General features: G+C 73.2%; 16 protein-coding genes. 7 read left to right on the top strand and 9 right to left on the bottom strand.

From position 1 onward, the window contains the following. Positions 1-170: 170 nt before the first annotated feature. The 3 genes from VKA29_RS04530 to VKA29_RS04520 all read right to left on the bottom strand — a co-directional run bounded on the left by VKA29_RS04530 (position 171) and on the right by VKA29_RS04520 (position 2,143). The gene (locus VKA29_RS04530; protein WP_324783845.1) at positions 171-827 is read right to left on the bottom strand and encodes a hypothetical protein; all 657 of its coding nucleotides are present in this window, start codon (positions 825-827) and stop codon (positions 171-173) included. A 118-nt stretch (positions 828-945) separates the two neighbouring features. Then, entirely contained in the window at positions 946-1,725 is a 780-nt protein-coding gene (locus tag VKA29_RS04525; RefSeq protein ID WP_324783844.1) for a hypothetical protein, read from the bottom strand. A 58-nt stretch (positions 1,726-1,783) separates the two neighbouring features. Then, on the bottom strand, positions 1,784-2,143 hold the full coding sequence (locus VKA29_RS04520) for an arsenate reductase family protein (RefSeq protein WP_324783843.1): 360 nt from the start codon (positions 2,141-2,143) through the stop codon (positions 1,784-1,786). Between the two features lie 174 nt (positions 2,144-2,317). Between VKA29_RS04520 and VKA29_RS04515 the strand changes: the two genes are divergently transcribed. Further along, a complete protein-coding gene (locus VKA29_RS04515) occupies positions 2,318-2,632 on the top strand; it encodes a hypothetical protein (protein ID WP_324783842.1) in 315 nt (104 codons plus the stop codon). Positions 2,633-2,943: 311 nt separating this feature from the next. Here VKA29_RS04515 and VKA29_RS04510 read toward each other — a convergent pair whose 3' ends face one another. Continuing rightward, complete coding sequence (locus VKA29_RS04510) at positions 2,944-4,128, bottom strand: winged helix DNA-binding domain-containing protein (RefSeq protein ID WP_324783841.1); 1,185 nt, start codon at positions 4,126-4,128, stop codon at positions 2,944-2,946. A 377-nt stretch (positions 4,129-4,505) separates the two neighbouring features. On the opposite strand from VKA29_RS04510, the gene VKA29_RS04505 reads away from it, so the two are divergent. Next, the gene (locus tag VKA29_RS04505; RefSeq protein ID WP_324783840.1) at positions 4,506-5,897 is read left to right on the top strand and encodes a DUF2252 domain-containing protein; all 1,392 of its coding nucleotides are present in this window, start codon (positions 4,506-4,508) and stop codon (positions 5,895-5,897) included. A gap of 132 nt (positions 5,898-6,029) precedes the next feature. Here VKA29_RS04505 and VKA29_RS04500 read toward each other — a convergent pair whose 3' ends face one another. After that, positions 6,030-9,824, bottom strand: coding sequence for a helix-turn-helix domain-containing protein (locus VKA29_RS04500; RefSeq protein WP_324783839.1), 3,795 nt, complete (start codon positions 9,822-9,824; stop codon positions 6,030-6,032). Between the two features lie 256 nt (positions 9,825-10,080). Here VKA29_RS04500 and VKA29_RS04495 point away from each other — a divergent pair, with 256 nt between their 5' ends. The 4 genes from VKA29_RS04495 (at position 10,081) to VKA29_RS04480 (ending at position 18,048) form a co-directional block, all read left to right on the top strand. After that, positions 10,081-10,248 carry a hypothetical protein gene (locus VKA29_RS04495; RefSeq protein WP_324783838.1) on the top strand — a complete coding sequence of 56 codons (168 nt, stop codon included), beginning with the start codon at positions 10,081-10,083 and terminating at the stop codon, positions 10,246-10,248. A gap of 173 nt (positions 10,249-10,421) precedes the next feature. Then, a complete protein-coding gene (locus tag VKA29_RS04490) occupies positions 10,422-12,383 on the top strand; it encodes a hypothetical protein (RefSeq protein WP_324783837.1) in 1,962 nt (653 codons plus the stop codon). After that, positions 12,380-15,538 carry an ATP-binding protein gene (locus VKA29_RS04485; protein ID WP_324783836.1) on the top strand — a complete coding sequence of 1,053 codons (3,159 nt, stop codon included), beginning with the start codon at positions 12,380-12,382 and terminating at the stop codon, positions 15,536-15,538. The genes VKA29_RS04490 and VKA29_RS04485 overlap by 4 nt, the downstream gene beginning before the upstream one ends. Positions 15,539-15,690: 152 nt before the next feature. Then, a complete protein-coding gene (locus tag VKA29_RS04480; RefSeq protein WP_324783835.1) occupies positions 15,691-18,048 on the top strand; it encodes a zeta toxin family protein in 2,358 nt (785 codons plus the stop codon). A 139-nt stretch (positions 18,049-18,187) separates the two neighbouring features. Here the strand turns inward: VKA29_RS04480 and pspAB are convergent, their stop codons facing one another. From pspAB to glnA, 4 genes are all read right to left on the bottom strand, one after another. Continuing rightward, positions 18,188-18,814 (bottom strand): PspA-associated protein PspAB, encoded by a 627-nt coding sequence (gene pspAB / locus VKA29_RS04475; protein ID WP_324783834.1) that lies wholly within the window; start codon positions 18,812-18,814, stop codon positions 18,188-18,190. A gap of 2 nt (positions 18,815-18,816) precedes the next feature. Next, positions 18,817-19,731, bottom strand: a complete 915-nt coding sequence (htpX, locus tag VKA29_RS04470) for a zinc metalloprotease HtpX (protein ID WP_324783833.1) — start codon at positions 19,729-19,731, stop codon at positions 18,817-18,819. Between the two features lie 132 nt (positions 19,732-19,863). Beyond that, positions 19,864-20,121 (bottom strand): hypothetical protein, encoded by a 258-nt coding sequence (locus tag VKA29_RS04465; RefSeq protein ID WP_324783832.1) that lies wholly within the window; start codon positions 20,119-20,121, stop codon positions 19,864-19,866. A gap of 271 nt (positions 20,122-20,392) precedes the next feature. Continuing rightward, entirely contained in the window at positions 20,393-21,802 is a 1,410-nt protein-coding gene (gene glnA / locus VKA29_RS04460) for a type I glutamate--ammonia ligase (protein ID WP_324783831.1), read from the bottom strand. A gap of 198 nt (positions 21,803-22,000) precedes the next feature. Between glnA and VKA29_RS04455 the strand changes: the two genes are divergently transcribed. Next, positions 22,001-22,468, top strand: a complete 468-nt coding sequence (locus tag VKA29_RS04455; protein WP_324783830.1) for an RDD family protein — start codon at positions 22,001-22,003, stop codon at positions 22,466-22,468. Positions 22,469-22,581: the final 113 nt, after the last annotated feature.

The following is a 22,581-nucleotide window of genomic DNA, read 5'->3' as shown; positions in this document are numbered from 1 at the left end:
CAGGGGAGCTGTCGGCAAACCCCGGAGGCACCGCCCACGATAAGGCCATCCCGTATCAGAGTGCGATGGCACGCGCTCGTCGCTCGTTGGCACAGGCCACCCGACGCCCGCGGAGGGCGAAGTGTCTGCGAATGCGGCTACACTTCACCGGGTTCCTGCGGCCCTGAGCCTCAGCCCACCTTCTCGATCAGCGCCCGGCGGATCAGGAACTTGCCGGGCTCCCGCACCTGCTCGAACGCCGCGTCGTTCAGCAGCAGGCAGCTGCCGGACACCGAAGCGACCTTCACCGTCGTGGACTTGCCGTTGTCCAGGTTGGTGACCTTCAGCGTCGTTCCGGCCGGGAACCGGTCGCTGGACGCGGCCGGCGCGCCGCCCTCGCCGGAGAGGGTGACGGTGGAGCCGTTGCAGACCTGCAGCCGGGCGGCGGCCTGTGACGGCTGGGCGGTGTTCCGCCCGTTCTGTGCCTGCTGTCCGTTCCGCGTCGGCTGCGTCGGCCGGGAGCCCTGAGCCGACTCCCCCACCACGCAACCGGACGCCTTCTGCTGGACCTTGATCTGCTCGATGACCGCCTCGCGGTTGGCGATCCGGGCCGCCGACCGGGCGTCTGGTGCGGCCCGTTGGCCTTCGATGAACCTCTGGTTGTTGCCGAGGGCGGTGGCGAGTCCCTGGCAGACGGCCGAGTCCGCGGCGGACAGGGTCCGCTGGGGCTGCGGCTGAGCGGCGTTCGAGGTGCTCGCCATGACGAAGGCACCGCCTCCCGCCACCGCCGCCGCGCTCACCAGCAGCGCGACCTTCTTCCTCGTGCCGAGTGTTCTCCTGCGCGACATGCGCGCCTCCTGAGAGGTAGGGGAGCGTACGGCGCTATGTACGGGATGCCGAACGAAACTGCTCAGCGACCGGGCGGATCACCGAAGTAATCTCCTTCACACCGGACTTGCGGCCGGCTCACAGTCCGGCGTCCCGGCCCTCCTCGTACGCCGCCACCTTGTCGTCGACGTACTTCAGCAGCCCCTCGGTCTCCGCGGTGAGCCGCGCCTCCCGCGTCTCGGAGCCGTCGCCCCACTGCCCGTTGGCGAACACCACGGACCGCACGGTCGCCTGCCGCCGGAAGACACCCGCCGAACCGGGCGGTACGGTCGGCAGCCCCGCCCCGGGCGGCGGATCGAGCGAGACCACCTGGTACGTCACCGGATCCGTCGACGCCATCCCGAACACCAGCCACGCGTCCTCGGGCCGCCGGAAACTCACCACGGTGACCGTCACCTGGGAACGCCGCGCGGCGTCCGTGAACAGCGCCGAGCTCAGCCGGAGGCAGCCCTGCCCGTGCGTCGCCACGGTCGCCAGTTCCTGCGACATGCCGTCCGCGCACTCGGTCGTGGTGGCCAGGTCCACCCGCTCGTACCGGGAGCCGTCGGCCAGGCGCACGGCCCGCTCCGGGAACGCCTGCTCGGGCCGGACCACGGGGAGCGCGAGCAGCGAGGGCAGGGCGGACGGGGCGCCGGAGGGGAGGGTGGCGGCACCCGGCGACGCGGACGCCGTCGTGCCGCCCGCGTCCGCCGAAGGCGCCGCCGCCGGGACGTCTCGGGCATCGACGGAGTACAGCACGAGCCCGGCCGCGACGGCGACGGCGAGTGCGACGCCCACCACGAGCCGGGTGCGCCGCCGCCTCCTGCGCAGGCGCTCTTGTTCGACCACCCACTGGGTGTAAGGATCATGGAAGACCATGGCCGCGGAGGGTAACAGGCGAGACGCCGTCAACTCCCGCCACCCGCCAAACCGTTGACTAACGGGACAGAGCGTCCCGTACGGCCTCCTCCGTGCGGGCGACGACCGCCGTGCCGTCGTCCGCGGTGATGATCGGGCGCTGGATCAGCCGGGGGTGCTCGGCGAGCGCCGCGATCCACCGGTCGCGGGAGGCGTCGTCCCGGGCCCAGTCCTTCAGCCCGAGCTCCTTGGCCTCGGCCTCCTGGGTGCGCGTGATGTCCCACGGTTCGAGGCCGAGGCGGGCGAGCACGTCCCTGATCTCGTCCTCGCCGGGAACGTCCTCCAGATAGCGGCGGACGGTGTAGTCGGCGCCCTCCGCGTCGAGCAGCCCGATCGCGCTGCGGCACTTCGAACAGGCCGGATTGATCCAGATCTCCATGCCGCCCACGGTACGCGAGAAGCGGCCCCCACGCCCTCTCCAGGCACCCGCGAAAGCCCTTGTGGCCAGGGGCTTTTGTCAGTGCCGGGCGGTAAACTGGTACCAGTGTTCGAGGGTTGGACCGGGGGCGCCGAGGTCCCCGGTCGTCACCCCGACCGCGACAGGAGGATGCCTGTGCCCGCTGCCGCACTGAAGCCGAAGCCGCTGCCCACCCAGTCGACCGCCAAGCGCCCCGTCCTGCTCGACCGGCCCTACGAGCCCGTGGAGAAGCGCCCGTTGCCGCCGGGCCGTCCGCGGGAGTGGTACGTCTCGCACAACCGCCGGCTGAAGGCGATGCGGCTCGCCATCGCCCTGCTCGACTCCGGCGTCCACGTGCCGAACCAGGCCCGCAACGAGACCATCCGCAGCACCGCCGAGACGATCGGCGTCCACCCGCCGTCGGACACGACGTGCCACATGGTGCGCGCGCTGATGCGCTACACCCGGTGACCGCATGACGCCGGGCGCCCCCTTCGGGCGGGCGCCCGGCGTTCGCACGCCCGCTTCCGGCGGGCACCCGATACTCGTGCGCCCGCTTCCGGCGGGGCGGCGCCCGGTGTTGGGATACCGCCTCGGGCCGGGCGACCGGCGTCTGTGAGCGTCTGCCGGTCGGCGACCGGCGTCTGTGGGCCTCTGCCGACAGGTGCCCGGCGTCTGAGGCCCGCCCCGGGCGTCCGGGGGCCCGGCGTCCGGCGTCCGGGGTCCGGTGGCGGGTGGTGCCCGGCGTCCGGGGTCGGGGGCGGGGGTCGGGACCGCCGCGGTTACCCCGCCAGCTCCCGCTCCAGCGGCGTCCGGAACCGCGGCGTCACCCGGGTCGTGCCGACCCACCCGCGCAGCCGCTCCGCCTCCGCCTCGATCGCCGCCTCCGCCTCCCGGCCCACGTCCGCGGTGGGCGACAGCCGCCATACGATCTCCCCGTCGTCCCGCTGGGCCCAGCCGCCCACCACCCGCCCGTTCCACCACACGGTCGGCCCCACGTTGCCGCTGCGGTCGAACAGCAGCGGCCGCAGCTCCGGCGCGAGGTACCAGTCCCGCTGCTGCCAGCCCATCGCCGTCGGGTCCAGCGCGGGCAGCAGCGCCGCCCACGGCTCCGCGGGCCCCTCGACCGGGTCGACGTCGCCGTCGACCACGTACCCCGTGCCCTCGTCCAGGGACACCGGCCGCGCTCCGATCGCCGCCAGCGCGCGCCGCACGTCGGTCACCCGCCACCCGGTCCACCACACCAGGTCGGCCTCCGTGGCCGGCCCGCACGCACGCAGCCGGCGCTCCAGCACGGCCGCCTGCGCCCCGGCCGCGTCCAGCTCGGGGTGGCCGGGGGCGACGGCCCAGCGGAACTGGCTCGACGTCCAGGAGCCCAGCGGCCGGCCCCGTACCACCTTGCCCTCCACACCCAGCACCCTCAGCAGCTGCGTCGAGACGGTGTGGACGCCCTCGTAGCTCTTGCCGGGCGCGTACACGAACCGCTCCTTCAGGCGCGGCTCGTCCGCGGCGAGCTCGGCCGCCGTCGCCTGCCCGCGCCGGGCCAGCGCGGCCAGCACCGACTCCTCGACCTCCTTCAGCCAGGCCGCGTCCGGCGCCCCGGCCTTCGCCATGTTCTTCAGCAGCGTGGCCCGCTCCCGGGCGGCGACGGCCAGCGAGGTCGAGGCGTGTACGGCCGCGGTGAGGTGGGTGGGGAAGACGAACACCGTGTGCCGCATGCCGTGCATGCGCACCAGGGTCCGGTCCCCGTACAGCGCCCGCTCGGTCTCCGGCACGGTCCTCGACGGGTCCGCGAGCCGCGCGCCCACGGCCAGGTACACCGTCGCGGGGTCCGAGCCGTGCAGGGCGACCAGCGCGTCGGCCACCTCCTCCGGCGTCCCGGCCCGGGCCGCCCCCGCCAGCCGCTGCCGCGTCGCGAGCCGTGCCCGCCGCTCCGGTGCCCCGATGTACCGCAGTCCGTCACCCATGCAGGCCTCCACCCGCCGGACCCCGCACCGGGGTCACCGTCCCACTGCCAGTGCGGTCATCCTCCAGGACGGCACTGACAACCGGGCCCACCTGGGCCGACCCGGGCCCACCTGGGCCGACCCGGGTCCGCCTGGGCCGACCCGGGTCCGCCTGGGCCGACCCGGGTCCGCCTGGGCCGACCCGGGCCCACCTGGGCCGACCCGGGCCCACCCGCGCCCACCCGTTCCGGCCCGGACCGGCCCCGCCCGGCCGTCACCCGAACGCCGTACCCGGCATGCGCCCGGCCGCCCGCCCGCCTTCACTGCCAACAGGAGGCGAAGGACGGCGACTCGACCGGAGGCGTGATGGGCAGCCATGGGGCGCGGCGGTGCCCGCGATGACCGCCCCGACAGACCGGGCCGACCGGGCAGACCGGGCCGACCGGGCCGCGAGCGGCAAGGCCGCCCGCGGCCGCGTCCCCCGCTCCGCGCACGCCGCGTGGGTCCCGCCCGTCGACCGGGGCGACCCCGTCGCCCTACTGGAGCGGCAGGGCCGCGACCGGCTGCCGGAGCTGCTGCCGGTCCGTCACGCGCGCATGGCGGCCTCGCCGCTGGCGTTCCTGCGCGGGGCCGCCGCCGTGATGGCCGCCGACCTCGCCGCCCGCCCGCACACCGGACTGACCGTCCAGCTGTGCGGCGACGCCCACCTGCTCAACTTCGGCCTGCACACCTCGCCCGAAGGCACCCCGCTGTTCGACCTGAACGACTTCGACGAGACCTTCCCCGGCCCCTTCGAGTGGGACGTCAAACGGCTCGCGGTCTCCGTCGCCGTGGCCGGCCGCGAGAACGGGCACGAGGACGCCGCGGTCCACCGCGCGGCGGCCGAGGCGGCCGCCGCCTACCGCAGGCACATGCGGCGGCTGGCGCGCCGGGGCGAGCTGGAGGTCTGGTACGAGCGCGTCGACGCCCGCAGCCTGCTGCCCCTGGTCCGCTCCGTCGCCCGGCACGGGCCCGAGGGGTCCGGCAGCCTGAACCGGGCCCGCCGCCATACCGGCCTGCGGGCCCTGCGCCGGCTGACCGAGGTCGTCGACGGCGGCCTCCGGATCGTCCACGACCCGCCGCTCCTCGAACCCGCCGGGATGCCGGACACGGCGTCCATCCGCAAGATCTTCAGCGACTACCGTTCGACCCTGTCCGGGGAGCACCGTCTGCTCCTGGACCGCTACCGCTTCGTGGACGCGGCCCGCAAGACCGTCGGCGTCGGTAGCGTCGGCACCCGCTGCTTCCTCGTCCTGCTCGCCGGGCGCGACGGCCGCACCGGCCGGAAGAACGCCGACGACCTGCTGTTCCTCCAGCTGAAGGAGGCCCGCAGGGCCGTGCTGGAGGACCACCTGAACAGCGGGCCCTATGACCACCACGGTCACCGGGTGGTGGCCGGGCAGCGACTGCTGCAGGCCGGCCGCGACGTCTTCCTCGGCTGGACGAGCGGACCGCAGGGCCGCCCCTTCTACTGGCGGCAGCTGCGCGACGCGACGGTCCTGCCGGACGTCGCCGGGATGCGGCCGGGCGACCTGCGGGCCTACGCCCGGCTGTGCGGCGCCGTGCTGGCCCGGGCGCACGCCCGCTCCGGCGACCGGGTCGCCATCGCCGCCTACCTCGGCGGCGCCGACACCTTCGACCGCGCCGTCGCCGACTTCGCGCTGAGCTACGCCGACCAGACGGCCGCCGACCACGCGGCCCTCGGCGCCGCGATCGCCGCCGGCGTGGTGCGGGCGGCCCCCGAGCCGTGACCCGGACCCGTCACCGGTGACCGTCCGCCGTCCCCCGTCCCGCTGTCCGCTGTCCGCTGTCCGCTGTCCGCCGTCCGCTGTCCGCTGTCCGCCGTCCGCCGTCCGCCGTCCGCCGTCCAGGATCCTGTCGCGTCAGCAGGTGGGGCGGTACGGCTGGTCCGGAATGTACGTGGTCCACTCCGTACGTGTGAGGGAGCCGAAGCGTGCGCACAACTCGGTGGCGAGGCGTTCGGGCGCGAGCGGGTAGCCGCGGAGGCGGGTGTGCGCTCCTTGCGCGTACAGGGTCCGACCGTCCGGGGAGAAGGCGAGTCCTCGCACGCTGTCGCCGCCTGTGGGCAGGGGGGCGCCGAGCGTGGTGCGGGAGGGCAGGTCCCACAGCCGGATACGGCCGACGGGGTTTCCGACGGCCAGCGTCCGCCCGTCCGGGGAGAACGCGAGGGCGGTGACGGGCAGGGGGTTGCCGTCCGGGCCGTCCGAGAGGCCGTCGCTCAGCACTCCCCGCGGGGAATTCGTCGTGCCGTCGTGGAGCAGGACGCGACCGGTCCGGTCCGCCGTGGCGAGCAGGTCGCCGCTGGGACTGTATGCCATGACCTGGCTGAAGTCGCGTTCCGATCGGCCGTGGAGAACTCGGCCCCGCGGCAGTCGCAGGACGGTCCCGTCGTCGAGCGCGAGCAGCGGCAGGTGCGGGTGCGCCGCGATCCCGGTCGCACTGGTTCCTTCCGAGAACCGCGTGAGCTGCCTGCCGTGCGTCAGGTCCCACACCGATCCGGAGACCAGGGCGTAGACCACCGGCGCTCCCGCGGAGTTCACCACCGCCAGGGAGTCGGGCGGTTCCTGCCCCCGTGCGAGCGCCAGGTTCGCCACCGGCCGTCGGGCCTCGACATCCCAGACCCGGACGGGTGACGTGTCACCGGGTTCCGTGGCCGAGAGCGTCATCCGGGCGGCCGTGAAGGCGAAGAAGCGGCCGTCGGCGCTGAAGGAGGCCGTCGCCCGAACGACGCCGCCGGGGCGGAAGTCCGCCTTCGGAGTCGTGCCCAGGAGCCTCCTGCCGCGACCGGTCTCGCGCACGTCGAAGGACAGATCCCGGCCGGTGGTTCTCGGAACCGCCATGGTGTTTCCGTCGGGGCTGAAACGCACGGCTTCCCCGCTCCTGTCGTCCCACGCCGCGCTGAGAACGCTGCGTGCGTTCACCGTCCGCACGGTGCGTCCCGCCGCGCCCAGGTAGCGGATGACGCCGGCGGCGACGTCGACCCGTACCGCGTAGGGCTTGTCCCTGGGCACGGACATCTTCAGCACGGGGAGGCCGGTTTCGTCGTCGGGTGCGTGAACCGGGTCGTGCGGGGCGCGGGTGTTGCGCCACAGGAGCAGCTCGTCGTTCGTGACACCGGCGACGAAACGCGAGTCCGGGCTGAAGGACACCTCCGTGAGCCCGCCTTGTACGAGCTGGTCCAAGGTGCGTCCGGTGACCGTGTCGATCCGTTCGACGTCGGTGTCCCTCAGTACGGACAGGGTCCGGCCGTCGGGGCTGAACTGAAGGGTGCCCTGCCGGCAGGAGGGTCTGGGGATCTCCTGCACGTCGAGGGGCACGAGGGGGAGGATCCTCCCGTCGGGTATGCGCCGGAGCTCGACGCGGTCTCCCTTTCCGCATCGGGCCAGCAGGCGGCCGTCGCGGCTCACGGCGACCGCGCCGTCCCCAGCCCGGCCGACCGGCAGGGTCAGAACCAGCCGCCTGCTCGGCAGGTCCCACAGTTCCGTGCGATCGCGCATCGCCAGGGCGACCCGACGGCCTTCGTCCGACAAGGCGATCTGCCGGAGCGTGTCCGTCCGCCGGCTCGGGAGTGTGCGGCGTGCTCCCGTCCGCACGTCCCAGACGGCAACGCCCGTACCGCCTGGGGCCACGTCGGCGGCCTGCCGGCCGTCCGGGCTCCAGGTCGCCAGGCCCGGATGCGGTGACATGACCTCTTCCAGGCGGGGCTCGACAAGGCCGTAGGTCATGGGGATGCCGCGCAGGGTGTACGCGCTCTCCTTCTTACGAGTCGTCACGTCCCATTCCCGCACCTTTTCGCCCTGCTGGACGCGCAGCGTGGTTCCGTCGGGGCTCAGCGACGCGTGTGAGGTCTCGGGGTTGCGGGACAGCGCGGTGAAGTCCGGTTCGGCCGCCTGCCCGAGGGCCGCGAGGAGGGCAGCCCGGCTCTCCCGGGTCCGGGCGAGGCGCCATGCCGCGATGCTGAGCCGTCCGGCCAGGGTGGGCGAGCTGGTTCGCAGGCTGTCGGCGACGGTGACGGTGCGGCGGGCCGAGTTCTGGGCCCGTTGCTCGTTCTTGGCGCGGTGCTGTTGCAGGGCGAGCGCCGTCCCCAGCACCGAGAGGACCACGAGGACGCTCAGTGCGGCGGTGGTCGCGCGCCGGAGCCGTGTCCGCCTGCGCCGGGCCGTCATGCTCCGTTCCAGGAAGTCGCTCTCGACGCCGGTGAGCGTTCTCCTGTGTTCGGGCGCTGCGAAGGTCTGGGCGGCGGTCGTCAGCGGGGTGCCGCGCAGGAGCGCTCCCGCGTCACGGCCCGAGGTGTCCCACTGACCGGCGGCCTCGGTGAGGCGGCGGTGGAGACGGAGGCGTTCTCGGTCTTCCTCGATCCATCGCGCGAGCCGCGGCCAGCCCCCGATCAGTGCCTCGTGGGCCAGGTCGACGCGTTCGTGATCGAGTGTGAGGAGGCGGCAGCGGCCCAGGTGGTCGAGGACCTCCCCGGCCTCGTGACCGGTGTCCTCGAGTTCGGCACGGGTCGTCGGGCGCCGGGTGTCCGGGGCGCCTTCACCCGGTGTGATCAGGCGAAGCAGGATTCCGCGGGCCGTCCGCTGCCGGTCGGCGTCGAGCCGGGCGAAGGCGGCTTCCGCGGTCTGCGCCATGGATCCCTGTAGCCCGCCGGCTCGTTCGTACGCTTCGAGGGTGAGGGTACGGGCGTGGCGTCGGCGCCAGGTCTCCAGCAGCACGTGGGACAACAGCGGCAGCGCACTGTGCTCGGCGGTGATGTCGTTGAGCAGACGGGCTGTCAGGGCGCGTTCGACGACCAGGCCGTGCAGGGCCGCCGGCTTGATGATCACCTGGCGCAGTTCCGCCTCGGTCATCGGCCCGACCGGCAGGGCTGCCGTACGGATCACGGTCGCCAGCTCCGGGTGTTCGAGGCAACGGGCGTAGAAGTCGGCCCGGACGCCGAGCACCACGCGCAGTCGGCTGCCGGCCCGCCGTGCCGTCAGCACGGTCTCGATGAAGGCCAGTTGCCGGGCCGCGTCGGTGCACAGGGTGAAGACTTCCTCGAACTGGTCCACGATCACCCAGGTCTCCCCCTCGCCGTCCGCGGGGACGAACGCGGGCCGGTGACCGTCCAGGGGGCCCGATCCGGGCGTGAGGATGCGCACCGCCGCCGGGGGCGGGCCGGGGGCATCGGTCCGCGAGGGCTGACGGAGCCGGGGAATCAGTCCGGCGCGCAGCAGGGAGGACTTGCCGCTGCCGGAGGGGCCGAGCACGGCGATCACACGATGCTCGTGCGCCAGGGCGGCGAGTTCGGCACTCAGCTCGTCGCGGCCGAAGAACAGTTCCTGATCGCCGGGCTCGAAGCGGGCCAGTCCGCGGTAGGGAGCCGGGGCGTCGTCCTCCTCGCGCTGCGACGCGGCCAGTTCCGCGGAGACGGCGTGCCAGCGCTCCTCCCACTCCGCGGGATCCGCGCCGCAGGCTGTCGCGTAGGCCCGTACGACCGGCAGCGAGGGCAACTGCTCACCCGCGGCGGCCCGTGACAGCGTCGCCACCGAGTAGCCCGCCCGGGAGGCCATCGCCGCGTAGGTCGGCCCGCCGGCCCGGCGGCGCAGTCGGCGCAGTTCGTGAGCGAACCGTGCCACCGGTCCCGCGTCAGGGTCCAACGGCTTCTCCTGGCGCCCCATCCCCCGCTCCTTGTCCGGGCGCCCCCGCCCTTTCCCCTGCTTGCTGTCTACGCACTCAACCGGGACCGGCGCGGGGCCGACAAGACGGTTTCACGTCGTACGACGGCGGGCCAGGCAGGTTTGTTTCATCTCCGAGCGAGGCTTACGCAACAACTTCCCGCTGCGAAAACTCGGTTCCGAGGGCCGAGCACCCGCGAATCCTCGCGAACCCTCGCCTTCGAACCCAGCTCCGAACCCAGACAGACGGGAGAACGTCATGCACCTGAGCGACGAAGAGGTGCGGATCCTCGAAGAGGCCCGCCGGCGCGCCGAGCGCGAGCACGCGGAGTTCCAGGCCAGGCAGGAGGCCGAGTACCAGGCGCGTGTCGAGGAGGCGGAGGCCCGCAGGCGCGCCGAGACGCCCCGCTCCGGCCCCACCTGGTAGGTCTCCGGACCTCACCGGCCGGCCCTCATGGGCCGGCCCTCATCGGGCGGCCCTCATCGGCCAGGCGGCCTCGACCGGCCCTCATCGGCCCGGGTGGCCTCGGCCGGGTGTCCTCGGCCGGGGGTGGGCCGGCCCGCGCCGACGCGGCTTCCGCCGGGCCGAGGGGCGGACGGGTGTGCGCACCCGTCCGCCCCGTCGCCTCGGCCGCCGACCGGGAGCGGGGTTCCGAGGGCGGCGTGGCCGACGCGTACATGGCCCGGGACCGACGACGAAGCAGGGAGTACATGCGCAACGAGAACGCATCCGCGGACGCCCCGGGCAAGGGGCTCGCGGAACACGTCTTCAGCGGGGTGGAGCGCTGGGGCTGGGAGTTCGTCCAGCCGCCGGAACCACCTCCGCACGCCGAGGCCGACCGGCCTCCGGTCTACCAGGAGCCGTCCCACGCCGAACTCCGCCACGCGCAGGAGCGGGCCACCGAAGGGCGCAGCGGCTTCGGGGGCGGCTGTGTCACGCTCGTGGTGGCCGCCGTCGCCTTCTTCAGCGCCGGCGTGCTCGGCCTCGTCACGGTGGCCGTGATCGTGGCCGTGATCATGAGTGCGAGTTCTCCCCAGGGCAAGGTGCGTGCGGCCGAGCGCCGCCTCGCGAGCCGGCAGGCGCAAGCCCGTGCCGCCCATGACGCGAACATGGCCGCGTGGCGGGCCCGGCTCGCCGCGCACCAGGACGAGCACCGGAGGCGGAACGAGAGCCTGGACGTGTGGTTCCCCGTGGCCCTCACCTCGCGTCCCAGCCGGATCGACGTGTTCGGCGGGACGGCGGACGGGTGGGCGAGTCTGCTCGCCACCGTCGGCGGCCCGCTGCTGAATGCCGGCCGTCCGATGGTCGTCCTCGACCTGACCGAGCAGGCCGTCGCCCTCGAACTGGCCGGTCTCGCCGTCCAGCACGAGGTGGCCGTCCGGCACGTCCCGATGCCCGGCACCCTCGTCCGCACCGACCTGGGCGCGGGAGCCTCGCCCGAAGAACTCGCCGAAACCGTCGCGGAGGCGTTGGCGACCATACGGCCGCCCGGCACCGACATGGATCTGCACAGCGTCGACGTGGACGTGCTGCGTACCGTGGCCGGTCGTCTGGAGGGCCGCGTCGACCTCGTCCGGCTCGCCGCCGGACTCCGTGTCCTGCTGCGGACGTACGACATCGCCTCCGACGGATCCGGTCCGCTGAGCGCCGCCGAGGTCGAGGCGATGACGCAGGCCATCGACCTCGTGGGGCAGACCGAGCGGGTGCAGAACGAACTGCGGTACGTGTGGTCCCAGCTGGAGCTGCTGACGCGGGCCGGGCAGGCGGAACCCGTGCGGTCCTCCGGTACGCCGGTGGCCGACTGGTGGCAGCCCGGTGCCCTCACGGTCGTCACCAGCGAGGACCCCATTCGCCGGCGCAAGGACCTCGCGGACCGTCTGGCCTTCTTCCACCTGCTGCACGCGCTGCCCGCTCTCCGCCTCGACGGCACGGCCACCCTCGTCATCGCCGGAGCCGACCACCTCGGCCGCGACGCGCTGGAGGCGATGGCCCGCCAGGCGCGGACCACCGGGGTGCGTCTCGTCCTGCTCATGGAGCACCTCAGGGAGGGACCGGCGCAGGTGGCCGGCGGTTCGGACAGTGCCACGGTGTTCATGCGCATGGGGAACGGCGAAGAGGCCAAGTCCGCCGCCGGGTTCATCGGGCAGGAGCACAAGTTCCTCGTGAACCAGGTGACCCGGCAGGTCGGGGAGACCCTGACCGAGGGGCGCTCCGACAGCTACACATACCAGCGCGGCGCATCGGACTCGCAGGGCTCCAACAGCGGTGGTGGTTCCGGCGGCGGCAGTTGGGGGCGTTCCTCCTCCTTCTCCACGTCCCTGTCGCGCAGCTGGCAGGAGTCGACCAACTCGTCGCTGGCGACTTCCACGACCGACGGCGAGACCCGCAGCCGGGTCTACGAGTTCGCGGTCGAGCCCACCCGGTTGCAGGCTCTGCCGGTCACCGGCCTGATCCTGGTCGAGGCCGGTCCCGGCGGGCGCCGGGTGGTGTTCGGCGACTGCAATCCCGGGATCAACCTCATGCCCCGGCTCTCCCGGCGGCCTCGGACGGTCCTGCCATGAGCCGGCCCGACACCCCGTGCGGCACCGCCGGCCCGCGGCTGGACGTCTACCGGTTCCACCAGTGGCTGACGGTCCCCCGCAGGGCCGACGGCCCGCAGGCCGAGGACCGCACGGCGGCTCAGCTGGCCGCCGCGGTGACGGCGATGCACGCCGTGCTCTCGCGGCACGGAGGGACGGGACCCGGCGAGGAGCCACGCCCGGCAGAGGGCGGGGCCGGTCCGGCGGGAGGCGGGTCCGGTCCGGGGGAAGCGGCGGGAGGCGGGTCCGGTCCGGGGGAAACGGCGGGAGACGGGACCGGTCCGGGGGAAGCGGCGGGAGGCGGGACCGGTCCGTCCGGCATCGCGGTGGCGTGGGTTCGCCCCGACCGCCGGCAGCCACTGCGCTTCCTCGCCGGAGGCGCCCCGTTCTTCCCGCCGGCCGGTGACGACGCGCCCTGTCCGGCCGGCGGGAGGCCGCTGCGCTATCCACCCGGGGCCACCGCCAGGGAACTTCCTCCCGGGGAGGCCGCCGCCGTGCTGGGACGGATGGCGTGCTGGATCCCCTGCCTCGGCTTCCACGACGCCCTGCGCATCGGGTCCGACGAGCGGGCCCTGCCGACGGAAGCACGCGCCTCGTTCGACGATGCCGTGGCCCATCTTCCGGACCCCTTCGCCTGGCTGGTGCTCGCCGAGCCCGTGCCGTACGAGCGGCTGGAACAGGAGCGGGCCGCGCTGTCCGTGCAGTTGCCCCGGCTGCGCCAGCGGGAGAACTCGGCGGCCGACCGGCTGGCCGCCGAACGGGCCGAGGCCCGCCACCGCGAGCTGACCAGGGCACTGGCCACGGGTGTGTGGAACGTGCGCGTGCTGGTCGGTGCCGAACGGCCCGAGTCGGCGCTCGCCTCGGCGGCGCTGCTGTGCGGATCGGGCGACCTGGACGAGCTGCCGTACGTGCTCGTGCCGACGAGACGCCCCGTGCCCCTCGCCGAGGCGCTGACCGCGGTGTCCCCGGCCGGCAGCGGGTACGGACCGCCCGGCGCCGTCCCCTTCATGGCCCCCGCGGAACTGGTCGGGGCGCTCGCCCGGCCGCCGAAGCGGGAACTCCCCGGGATCCGTACGGTGGCTCCGAACCGCTTCGACGTCACCTCCGACGACGCGGCAGCGGCCGTGGCCGCCGACGGTTTCCTGATCGGCGACATCCTGGACGAGTCGCTGTCGGCCGCGGGCCGGCTGCGCGTGTCGCGCTCGACGCTCAACCGGCACGCGTTCGTCTGCGGGGCCACCGGGTCGGGCAAGTCGCAGACCGTACGGAGCCTGCTCACCGCCCTGTCCACGCACGAACGGCCCGTTCCCTGGCTGGCGGTCGAGCCGGCCAAGGCCGAGTACGCGCGCATGGCCGGCCGCCTCGCTTCGGCGGGCGGACCCGAGGGCATGCGCCGGGTCACCGTCATCCGGCCGGGGGACGTGGACGTCCCGCCCGCCTCGCTCAACCCGCTGGAACCGGAGCCCGGCTTCCCCCTGCAAAGCCACGTGGACCTCGTACGAGCCCTCTTCCTGGCGGCCTTCGAGGGGCACGAGCCCTTCCCGCAGGTGCTGGCCCGGGCACTCACCCGGTGCTACACGGAGGCCGGATGGGACCTCGTCACCGGCGAGCCGCGCCCGGCCCACAAGCCGAAGTTCTCGCTGGACGAGCCGGACGAACCCCGGACGGCGGTCTACCCCTCCCTGGGCGCGCTCCAGGAGACCGCGCGGCAGGTGGTCGAGACGATCGGGTACGGCAAGGAGGTCACCGGCGACGTACGGGGCTTCGTCGACGTCCGCATGGGCTCGCTGCGGGAGGGCACCCCGGGACGGTTCTTCGAGGGCGGCCACCCGATGGACATCGCCCGCCTGCTGTCCGGGAACGTGGTCCTGGAGCTGGAGACGATCACGAACGACCAGGACAAGGCCTTCCTCATCGGGGCCGTCCTCATCCGCATCGTGGAACACCTGCGGGTCCACCACGGCGCGGGCGGGGTGCCCCTGCGTCACGTGCTCGTCGTGGAGGAGGCACACCGGCTGCTCAAGAACGTCGAGGACGGCCCCGCGGCCGCGGCCGTCGAACTGTTCGCCTCGCTCCTCGCCGAGATCCGGGCGTACGGCGAAGGTGTCGTCGTCGTGGAGCAGATCCCCAGCAAGATCCTGCCCGACGTGATCAAGAACAGCGCGCTGAAGATCATGCACAGGCTTCCGGCGGAGGACGACCGCCGGTCCGTGGGCGCCACGATGAACCTCCAGCAGGAGCAGAGCGAGAACGTGGTCGCCCTGCCGCCCGGACGCGCCGCCGTGGCCGCCGACGGCATGGACCGGCCCGTCCTGACCGCGATCCCGCACGGTGAACACGGGGAGAGCGCCGAGGGGGCTTGCACGGATCCGCCGCTGCTCGCCGGCCGCAGCCCGCTCTGCGGAGCCTCCTGCCGCAGCACCCCGTGCACCCTGCGCACGATGAACGACTCCCACCACCACTCCCTGGAGCCGCTCCTCGTGCTCTGGGTGGAAGCGGCCGCTTCCGCCCAGGCGATGGCCATGGTCGCGCCCGGCCCCGGCGAGAGGGTCCGGGGCACCTTGGCGGCGCTCCCCGCGCGGGACCTGGAGTGCACCCTCGTCTACGCGGTGGAACGCGCCGTCTCCGCGCGCCGGGCCCTGATGCGCGACGAGGTCGACCCCGCCGACTTCGCGGCCCGACTGCATGCCGTGCTGACGGCTGCTTTGCTCGGCACGGCCCCGCCGACCGCCGACAGGCGCCGCTTCGCCTACGCCAACTACCGCTTTCTGGACGTGCTGCAAGCCATCCACAAAGCCCGCCGGAACCGTCCCGACGGACCCCATGTGTACGACGACCGGCTCACGGCGCACTGGGCCTCGCGAGGACTCGTCCTGACCGGCACCTCCGGAGCCGACCACCGCCTTCAGGTTCGTGCCCTGCCGGGCTACGGGCCGCAGCGTGCACACGGCAGGGTCGGCGACGTCGTACGCAGCGGGCTTCGGGACGCCGTGGCCTCCGTGGCGGGAGGGACGACGGAAGAACACGTCAGACGCGCCTTCGCACTGGCCTGTGAGCCCGGACCGCGACTGGAGACCGTGGTGGACGAGACGGCGGAGCGGATCGCCCGCGAGTGCCGTGGGGAGGCACGAACGTGATGGACGAATTCCGTGCAACGGACGCGCCCCCGCCCCCTCCGCCGCCTCCGCCCCCGCCGGACACACTCCACGTGTCCGAAGGCGAGGCGCGAGACAGCCGGCCCGGGACCGCGGGGCCGGAAGGGACCGACGCCGGCTCCCGTCGCGGCGAGGTGCAGGACACCGACGACCACGAGACCGGAGACACGCGCACCCAGGACACGGCCGCCGACACCATGGCCGCCGACGCCGACGCCGACGCCGACGCCGACGCCGACGCCGATGCCGACGCTGCGGACCCGGCCGCGCGGGACGCGGGGGAGACGGGCGTCGAAGGCTCCGAGGACACCCCGGAGGCGGTCGACGAAGGGGACATCGACCCGCACTCCGACGGAAGGTACGACGGAGCGCAGGACGACTGGGGCCAGAGGGATCCGGACCGCCCGGACCGCCCGGACCGCCCCGACGAGTCCGGCGAGTCCGGCGAGTCCGGCGAGAACGACGAGGCGGACCGGCCCGACGTCCAGCGGGCCGCCGACGGGGAACGGCCTGAGAGCGGGCCCCCGCACGCCCCGGAGCAGCCGGCCGGGCCGGGGCCCGCGGACCCCGCGGAGCGCTCGAACGACAAGCGGTCCGCAGACCCCGCGGAGCGCTCGAACGACAAGCGGTCCGCAGACCCCGCGGAGCGCTCGAACGACGAGCGGTCGCTTCCGGACGACAGCCGCCGCCCACCCGCCCCGGGTCCGGAGGCCGAGCGCCCGTCAGAACCTGGAGCGGGCCGCGCCGAGCCCACTGATCAGGGCCCCGGCGAGGCGAACAGGACCGGTTCGGACCCGGAACTGCCCGGACAGGACCGGGCGGGTGAGCCCACACCCGCGGCACCCGAGTCCGTCGGGCCGGGTGCGCCTGCCCGCGAGGCCCGGGCGCCGGACGACACGGTGGCCGCGCCGCACGAGCGGAGCCTGCGGGAGGACCACGAGGAAGGCCGGAGCGACGCCCGGACCACGGACCACCACGATGCTCCGGCTGCTCTCCGCTCCGAGCCGCCGGGCACGTCCGAGCGGCCCGCCGCCCCCGAGCGCGAGGCCGGCCGGCAACCGTCGGCGGAACCCGCCCACCCGGGCCGGCCGGCCGACCGGTCGTCCACCGATCCGGCCGCATCCTCCGGCGACGGCGTGTCCCCGCCCATGGACGAGTCCGGCGAATCCATGGCAAGCGTCGGGGAACTGGTGGGCAAGGCAGTGGAGATGACGGTCGACGCTGTCGTCGGTGTGGCCGGCCGTCTCGTGGACAAGGCGGCCGAGGCATCCGCCGAGGCGGACTTCAACGCGAAGGCCGATGCCGGTGCCGACGCCTTCGACCGTGCCGCGACACGGGAAGCGGTCGGTGACACCCCGCTCAACCGCATCCGTGGCGAACGTTCCGAGCCGCGGACGGAAGAACGGCCTGCGGAAGGCGACGCGCCCCCCGACGCGCCCGCCGACGCGCCCCCCGACGCGCCCCCCGACGCGCCCGCCGACGCGTCCCCGTGGCGCAAGGAGTTGTCCGACGAGCAGTTGCGGACTCTGTACGCGGACAAGGTCCGGCCGCTGGTGTTCGGGGACGACCTCGACCGGGGGCCGCAGCCGGCGCGGACCCCGGACGGATCCGGCGCGGGCACCGACAAGCCGGTCGCGGCGTTCGTGGGCGGCCAGCCGGGGGTCGGCAAGAGCAGGGCCAGGGAGGCGGTCGCCGACGACATCCGCGAGCGGACCGGCACCGAGCCGGTACGGATCGACGGCGACGCCTTCCGCCAGTTCCACCCGGACTACGAGGACGTGATGGAGCGGTCCGCACAGGACATGCCGGAGGTGACCGCAAAGGCCGCGGGCCGCTGGATCGAAATGGCCATCGACGAAGCCCGCCGGAACAACCGGAGCGTCATCATCGAGGGGACCTTCCGCAACCCGGACACTCTCGTCGGAAGCTCGGATCTGTTCGCCGGGGAATACAGCCGGGAGGCGCATGTCGTCGCCGAACCCGAGGAGGTGAGCCGCCTCGGCACCATGAGCCGCGTCCTGAAGGAGGGGCGCCACACCCCCGCCAAGGCGCACGACGACGCGTACGCCAACAATCCGGTCACCGTCCGACGTGCCTTCGAAAGCGGCAACTTCGACCGCATCACCCTGTCCACGCGGAGCGGCCGGATCATGGAGAGCACTCGCGAGCCCGGCGGCGGGTACAGTCCGGGCGCCGCGGAATTCGGTGACCGCCTCCACGAGGTGCGCACGACCGCGCTGGGCGCGGGGAAGGGACACGAGCACCTGAAGGAGTACCGGAGCACGATGAGCGGGTTCATCGCCACGAACCGGGTCGACGCCCGCACCGCTCCCGACCTCGACAGGATCACCACGGACGCCATGAACGTGCGGTCCGGTCTGGCCCTCACCCCGCGGGAGCGGGACGCCTTCGCGGCGAGTGTCTACACCGGCCATCTGCACATCCAGTTCCCCGGCGAGACCTACAAGCGACAACTGCCGCAGGAAGGCTGACGACACGCGGCCGAGCCGGCCGCCGCCGGCAAGCGGTTCTCCTCCGGGACCCTGCCGTCCTGGTGCCGCGAGCCGCCGAAGATCTCCGGCGCGAGCCTGCCGCATCCGCGCGCGGCGGACTCGCGCCGGCCCTGCGGCCTCAGTCGGCCATCCCGGGGGCGCCCCACACCGGGAACCAGCGGTCGAGGTCCTGCTCCATCCGCAGGTCGTCGGCGAGCGCCGCCCGCATCTGCAGCTCCAGCGCGTTGTCACGCCGCCCGCCCGGGCCGGGCAGCGGCGCGAAGGGATAGAACGTACCGCGCTTGTAGAGGTAGACCAGGGCCAGCCGACGGTCGTCCTCGGCGCGGAAGGAGACGAGGGAACACAGCAGTTGCGGGCCGAAGCCGTTGGACTCCAGCGAGGTGTTCACCGCGTGCAGGTCGGTGACCAGCTCCGACAGCTGCTCGGGGGAGCGGCGGGAGACCAGCCACGAGTAGCCGTACTCGTCGCGCACCAGCTCCACCGGGGAGCCTGCCGCGCTCCCGGCCCCGCCCGCGCCGGGGGACCCCTGTCGGTCGGCGTCCGCGTCGAGCAGCTCCTCGACCTCGCGGTGCGTCTGCTCGAACGCCGCGCCCTCGACCGTGGCGAAACACACCGCGCCGGTGCCGGTCGGCGTGAAACCGGCCGCGACCTCCAGGGTCACGGCCGCCGACGGCAGACCGAACAGCCGGTCCAGGTCCGGCGGGACCGGTTTCGTACGGCCGAGGATGACGTCCAGCAGACCCATGTTCAGGCCCTTCCGGGGGTGGCGGCCTCACCCAGTTCGGCGGAGATCCGCCCGAGCTGGTCCAGCCGCTGCTGCAGGGTCGGGTGGGTGGAGAAGTACCGCTCGATGCCGGGCTCCCGGCCGGTGGCGGGGGTGAAGTAGAAGGCGTTGAAGGCCTGGGCGGTGCGCAGGTCCCTGGTCGGGATCCGCGCGATGTCCCCGGTGACCTTGGTCAGCGCCGACGCCAGCGCCGAGGGCCGCCCGGTCAGCAGGGCCGCCGCCCGGTCCGCCGCCAGCTCCCGGTACCGCGACAGCGCCCGTATGAGCAGGAAGCTGATCGCGTACACGGCCGCGGACACGGCCATCACGGACGCGAGCACTACGACGGTGTTCTGGTCCTTGCGCCCGCGGAACATCGACGAGTAGAAGGCGAACCGGACCATCAGCCCGGCGATCATGCCGAGGAACGACGCGATCGTGATCACGGCGACGTCCTTGTGCGCGACGTGCGACAGCTCGTGCGCGAGCACGCCCTCCAGTTCGCCGGGCTCCAGCCGGCGCAGCAGCCCGGTCGTCACGCAGACGACCGCGTTGTCGGGATTGCGGCCGGTCGCGAACGCGTTCGGCATATCCATGTCGGAGACGGCGACCACCGGCTTCGGCATGTCCGCCATGGCGCACAGCCGGTCGATCACGCCGTGCAGTTCCGGGTACTCCTCCCGCTCCACGACCCGCCCGTGCATGGCGAACAGCGCGATCCGGTCGGAGAACCAGTACTGGGCGGCGAGCAGCGCGGCCGCGATCACGACGACCAGCACCCAGGACTTCAGCAGCGCGATCAGCGCGGCGACGAAGACCACGTACAACAGCCCGAGCAGGAACATCGTGACCGTCATCCGCACGGTCAGCCGCCGGTCGCTCCGGAAGCGGCTCTGCATTTTTGATCACCCCGCAGTCAGGCACTCGTCCCACTGCAAGTGTGCACCCGGCCGCCGCAATGAAACGGTCCCGATCGGCCCCAGGAGCCGCAAAAGGTCCCTGTCAGAAGGCTGTGCGGGGCCCGCAACCGGTCAGTACGGGGCCCGGAACCGCGCCCAGCCCAGCAGCAGCACGATCCCGGCGACGCAGCCCAGCACGATCGCCGTCGACACCCACGACGACCGGCGCGGTCCCGCCGCGTCCGGGCCGGCGCGGAAGGGCTGTGGTCCGGGCGGGTCGTGCTTCCACCGGGCGGCCAGCATCCGGGCCCGCGCCGACGGCTCCTTGTGCTCGGCCTGGTCCGCCCAGCGGAGGTCGAACTCCCGCTGGAAGTCGTCCTGTCCCGACATCCCCGTATCTCCCCGTCACCCGCTGTCGAACAGTCGTGCCGGAAAGGATACGACGGCGTCGACGCGGTCGCGTGTCCACCGGGCGTCACCTTTCGGCCGCCGGTGGGCGAAGGACACGAAGGCCCCGCCGCTCACCGCTGGAGTTCCAGCGGTGAGCGGCGGGGCCTCGGCCACGACGGTTCGCGACGGTTCGCGGCTGCTTCCGGCCGGTCAGGGGGGCGATCCGGCGCTCGTCGGCGCAGCGCCGATCGGCGCCGGATCACCCCGCCTGTCACACGTCGAAGTACAGCTCGAACTCGTGCGGGTGCGGACGCAGCTGCAGCGGAGCGATTTCGTTCGCGCGCTTGAAGTCGATCCACGTCTCGATCAGGTCGGAGGTGAACACGTCACCGGCGAGCAGGAACTCGTGGTCGCGCTCCAGCGAGTCGAGGACGGCCGGGAGCGAGGTCGGGACCTGGGCGACGTTCGCGTGCTCCTCGGGAGCCAGCTCGTACAGGTCCTTGTCGATCGGCTCGGCCGGCTCGATCTTGTTCTTGATGCCGTCCAGGCCCGCGAGCAGCAGCGCCGCGAAGGCCAGGTACGGGTTGCCGGAGGCGTCCGGCGCGCGGAACTCGACGCGCTTGGCCTTCGGGTTCGAGCCCGTGATCGGGATACGCATGGCCGCGGAGCGGTTGCGCTGCGAGTACACCAGGTTCACCGGCGCCTCGAAGCCCGGCACCAGGCGGTGGTACGAGTTCACGGTCGGGTTGGTGAAGGCCAGCAGCGACGGGGCGTGCCTGAGGATGCCGCCGATGTAGTAACGGGCGGTGTCCGACAGGCCGGCGTAGCCCTGCTCGTCGTAGAACAGCGGCTCGCCGTTGCTCCACAGCGACTGGTGCACGTGCATGCCCGAGCCGTTGTCGCCGAAGATCGGCTTCGGCATGAAGGTCGCGGTCTTGCCGTTGCGCCAGGCGACGTTCTTCACGATGTACTTGAAGAGCTGGAGGTCGTCGGCGGCGGCGAGCAGCGTGTTGAACTTGTAGTTGATCTCGGCCTGGCCGGCGGTGCCGACCTCGTGGTGCTGGCGCTCGACCTGCAGGCCGGCCTTGGCCAGCTCCAGGGAGATCTCGGCGCGCAGGTCGGCGAAGTGGTCGACCGGCGGGACCGGGAAGTAGCCGCCCTTGTAGCGGACCTTGTAACCACGGTTGTCCTCGAGGGCGCCGGTGTTCCAGGCGCCCGCCTCGGAGTCGATGTGGTAGAAGGACTCGTTCTCGGACGTCTTGAAGCGCACGTTGTCGAAGACGTAGAACTCGGCCTCCGGACCGAAGAACGCGGTGTCCGCGATACCGGTGGAGGCCAGGTAGGCCTCGGCCTTCTTCGCCACGTTGCGCGGGTCACGGGAGTACTGCTCGCCCGTGATCGGGTCGTGGATGAAGAAGTTGATGTTGAGCGTCTTGTCGCGGCGGAAGGGGTCCAGCCGCGCGGTCGACAGGTCGGGGCGCAGCGCCATGTCGGACTCGTGGATGGCCTGGAAGCCGCGGATCGACGAACCGTCGAACGCCTGCTCGTCGTCGGGGTCGAACGCTTCGGCAGGCAGCGAGAAGTGCTGCATGACGCCCGGCAGGTCGCAGAAGCGGACGTCGATGAACTTGACGTCCTCGTCCGCGATGAACTTCTTGGCCTCGTCGGCGTTCTGGAACATCCAGCTCCTCCTACTCCCGACCGTCCTGCCGGGGTGGTAGTTCTTTCGTGCGGCCAGTGCGGTGGCACACGGTGCCCTCGACACTAGATACGGGTGATTTCTCAGGCGTGACCCATTTGTTTCGCACAAGTTAACCGGACTCGGGCTGCTCCGACCCCGCCTGTCCGGATCGCGAAACGTGGGCAGTACGGTGGACGCGTGGACAAGAGGGAAGTGATCGGATCCTGGCTCTCGGGCCCCCGCGCGGCCGCCGAGGACGCCGGAGTCGACTTCGGATACCGCGGCGAGCAGCTCGGCCTGCCGGAGGAGGGGCCGGGCTCGATCGCCCGCCCGGGACGGCGCCTGGGCGCCCTGGCCGTCGACTGGGGCCTGTGCCTGCTGATCGCATACGGCCTCATCACCCATGGCTACGACCGGTCGACCGGCAACTGGGCGCTGCTCGTCTTCTTCGTGCTGGGCGCGCTGACGGTCGGCACGGTCGGCTTCACTCCCGGAAAGCGTCTCTTCGGTCTCCGGGTCGTCGCGCTGGACACCGGCCGTGTACAACCGCTGCGCGCGCTGCTGCGCACGGCGCTGCTGTGCCTGGCGGTGCCCGCCCTGATCTGGGACCGCGACGGCCGCGGCCTGCACGACCGCCTGGCCCGCACGGTCGAGGTCCGCATCTAGCGCACCGGCGCATACGACGGGGCGCCGTGAACTGGCGGGACGCGAGTCGCACCACATCGTGCGCGCCCACCGGGACGGCGTGGACCCCCCGCGCGTTCCCCGTGATCGCCGGG

It is taken from the genome of Streptomyces sp. H51 (assembly GCF_035656535.1).
GTDB lineage: Bacteria > Actinomycetota > Actinomycetes > Streptomycetales > Streptomycetaceae > Streptomyces.
The sequence above is the reverse complement of the archived record's forward strand: the minus strand, read 5'-3'. Positions and strand labels throughout refer to the sequence as shown.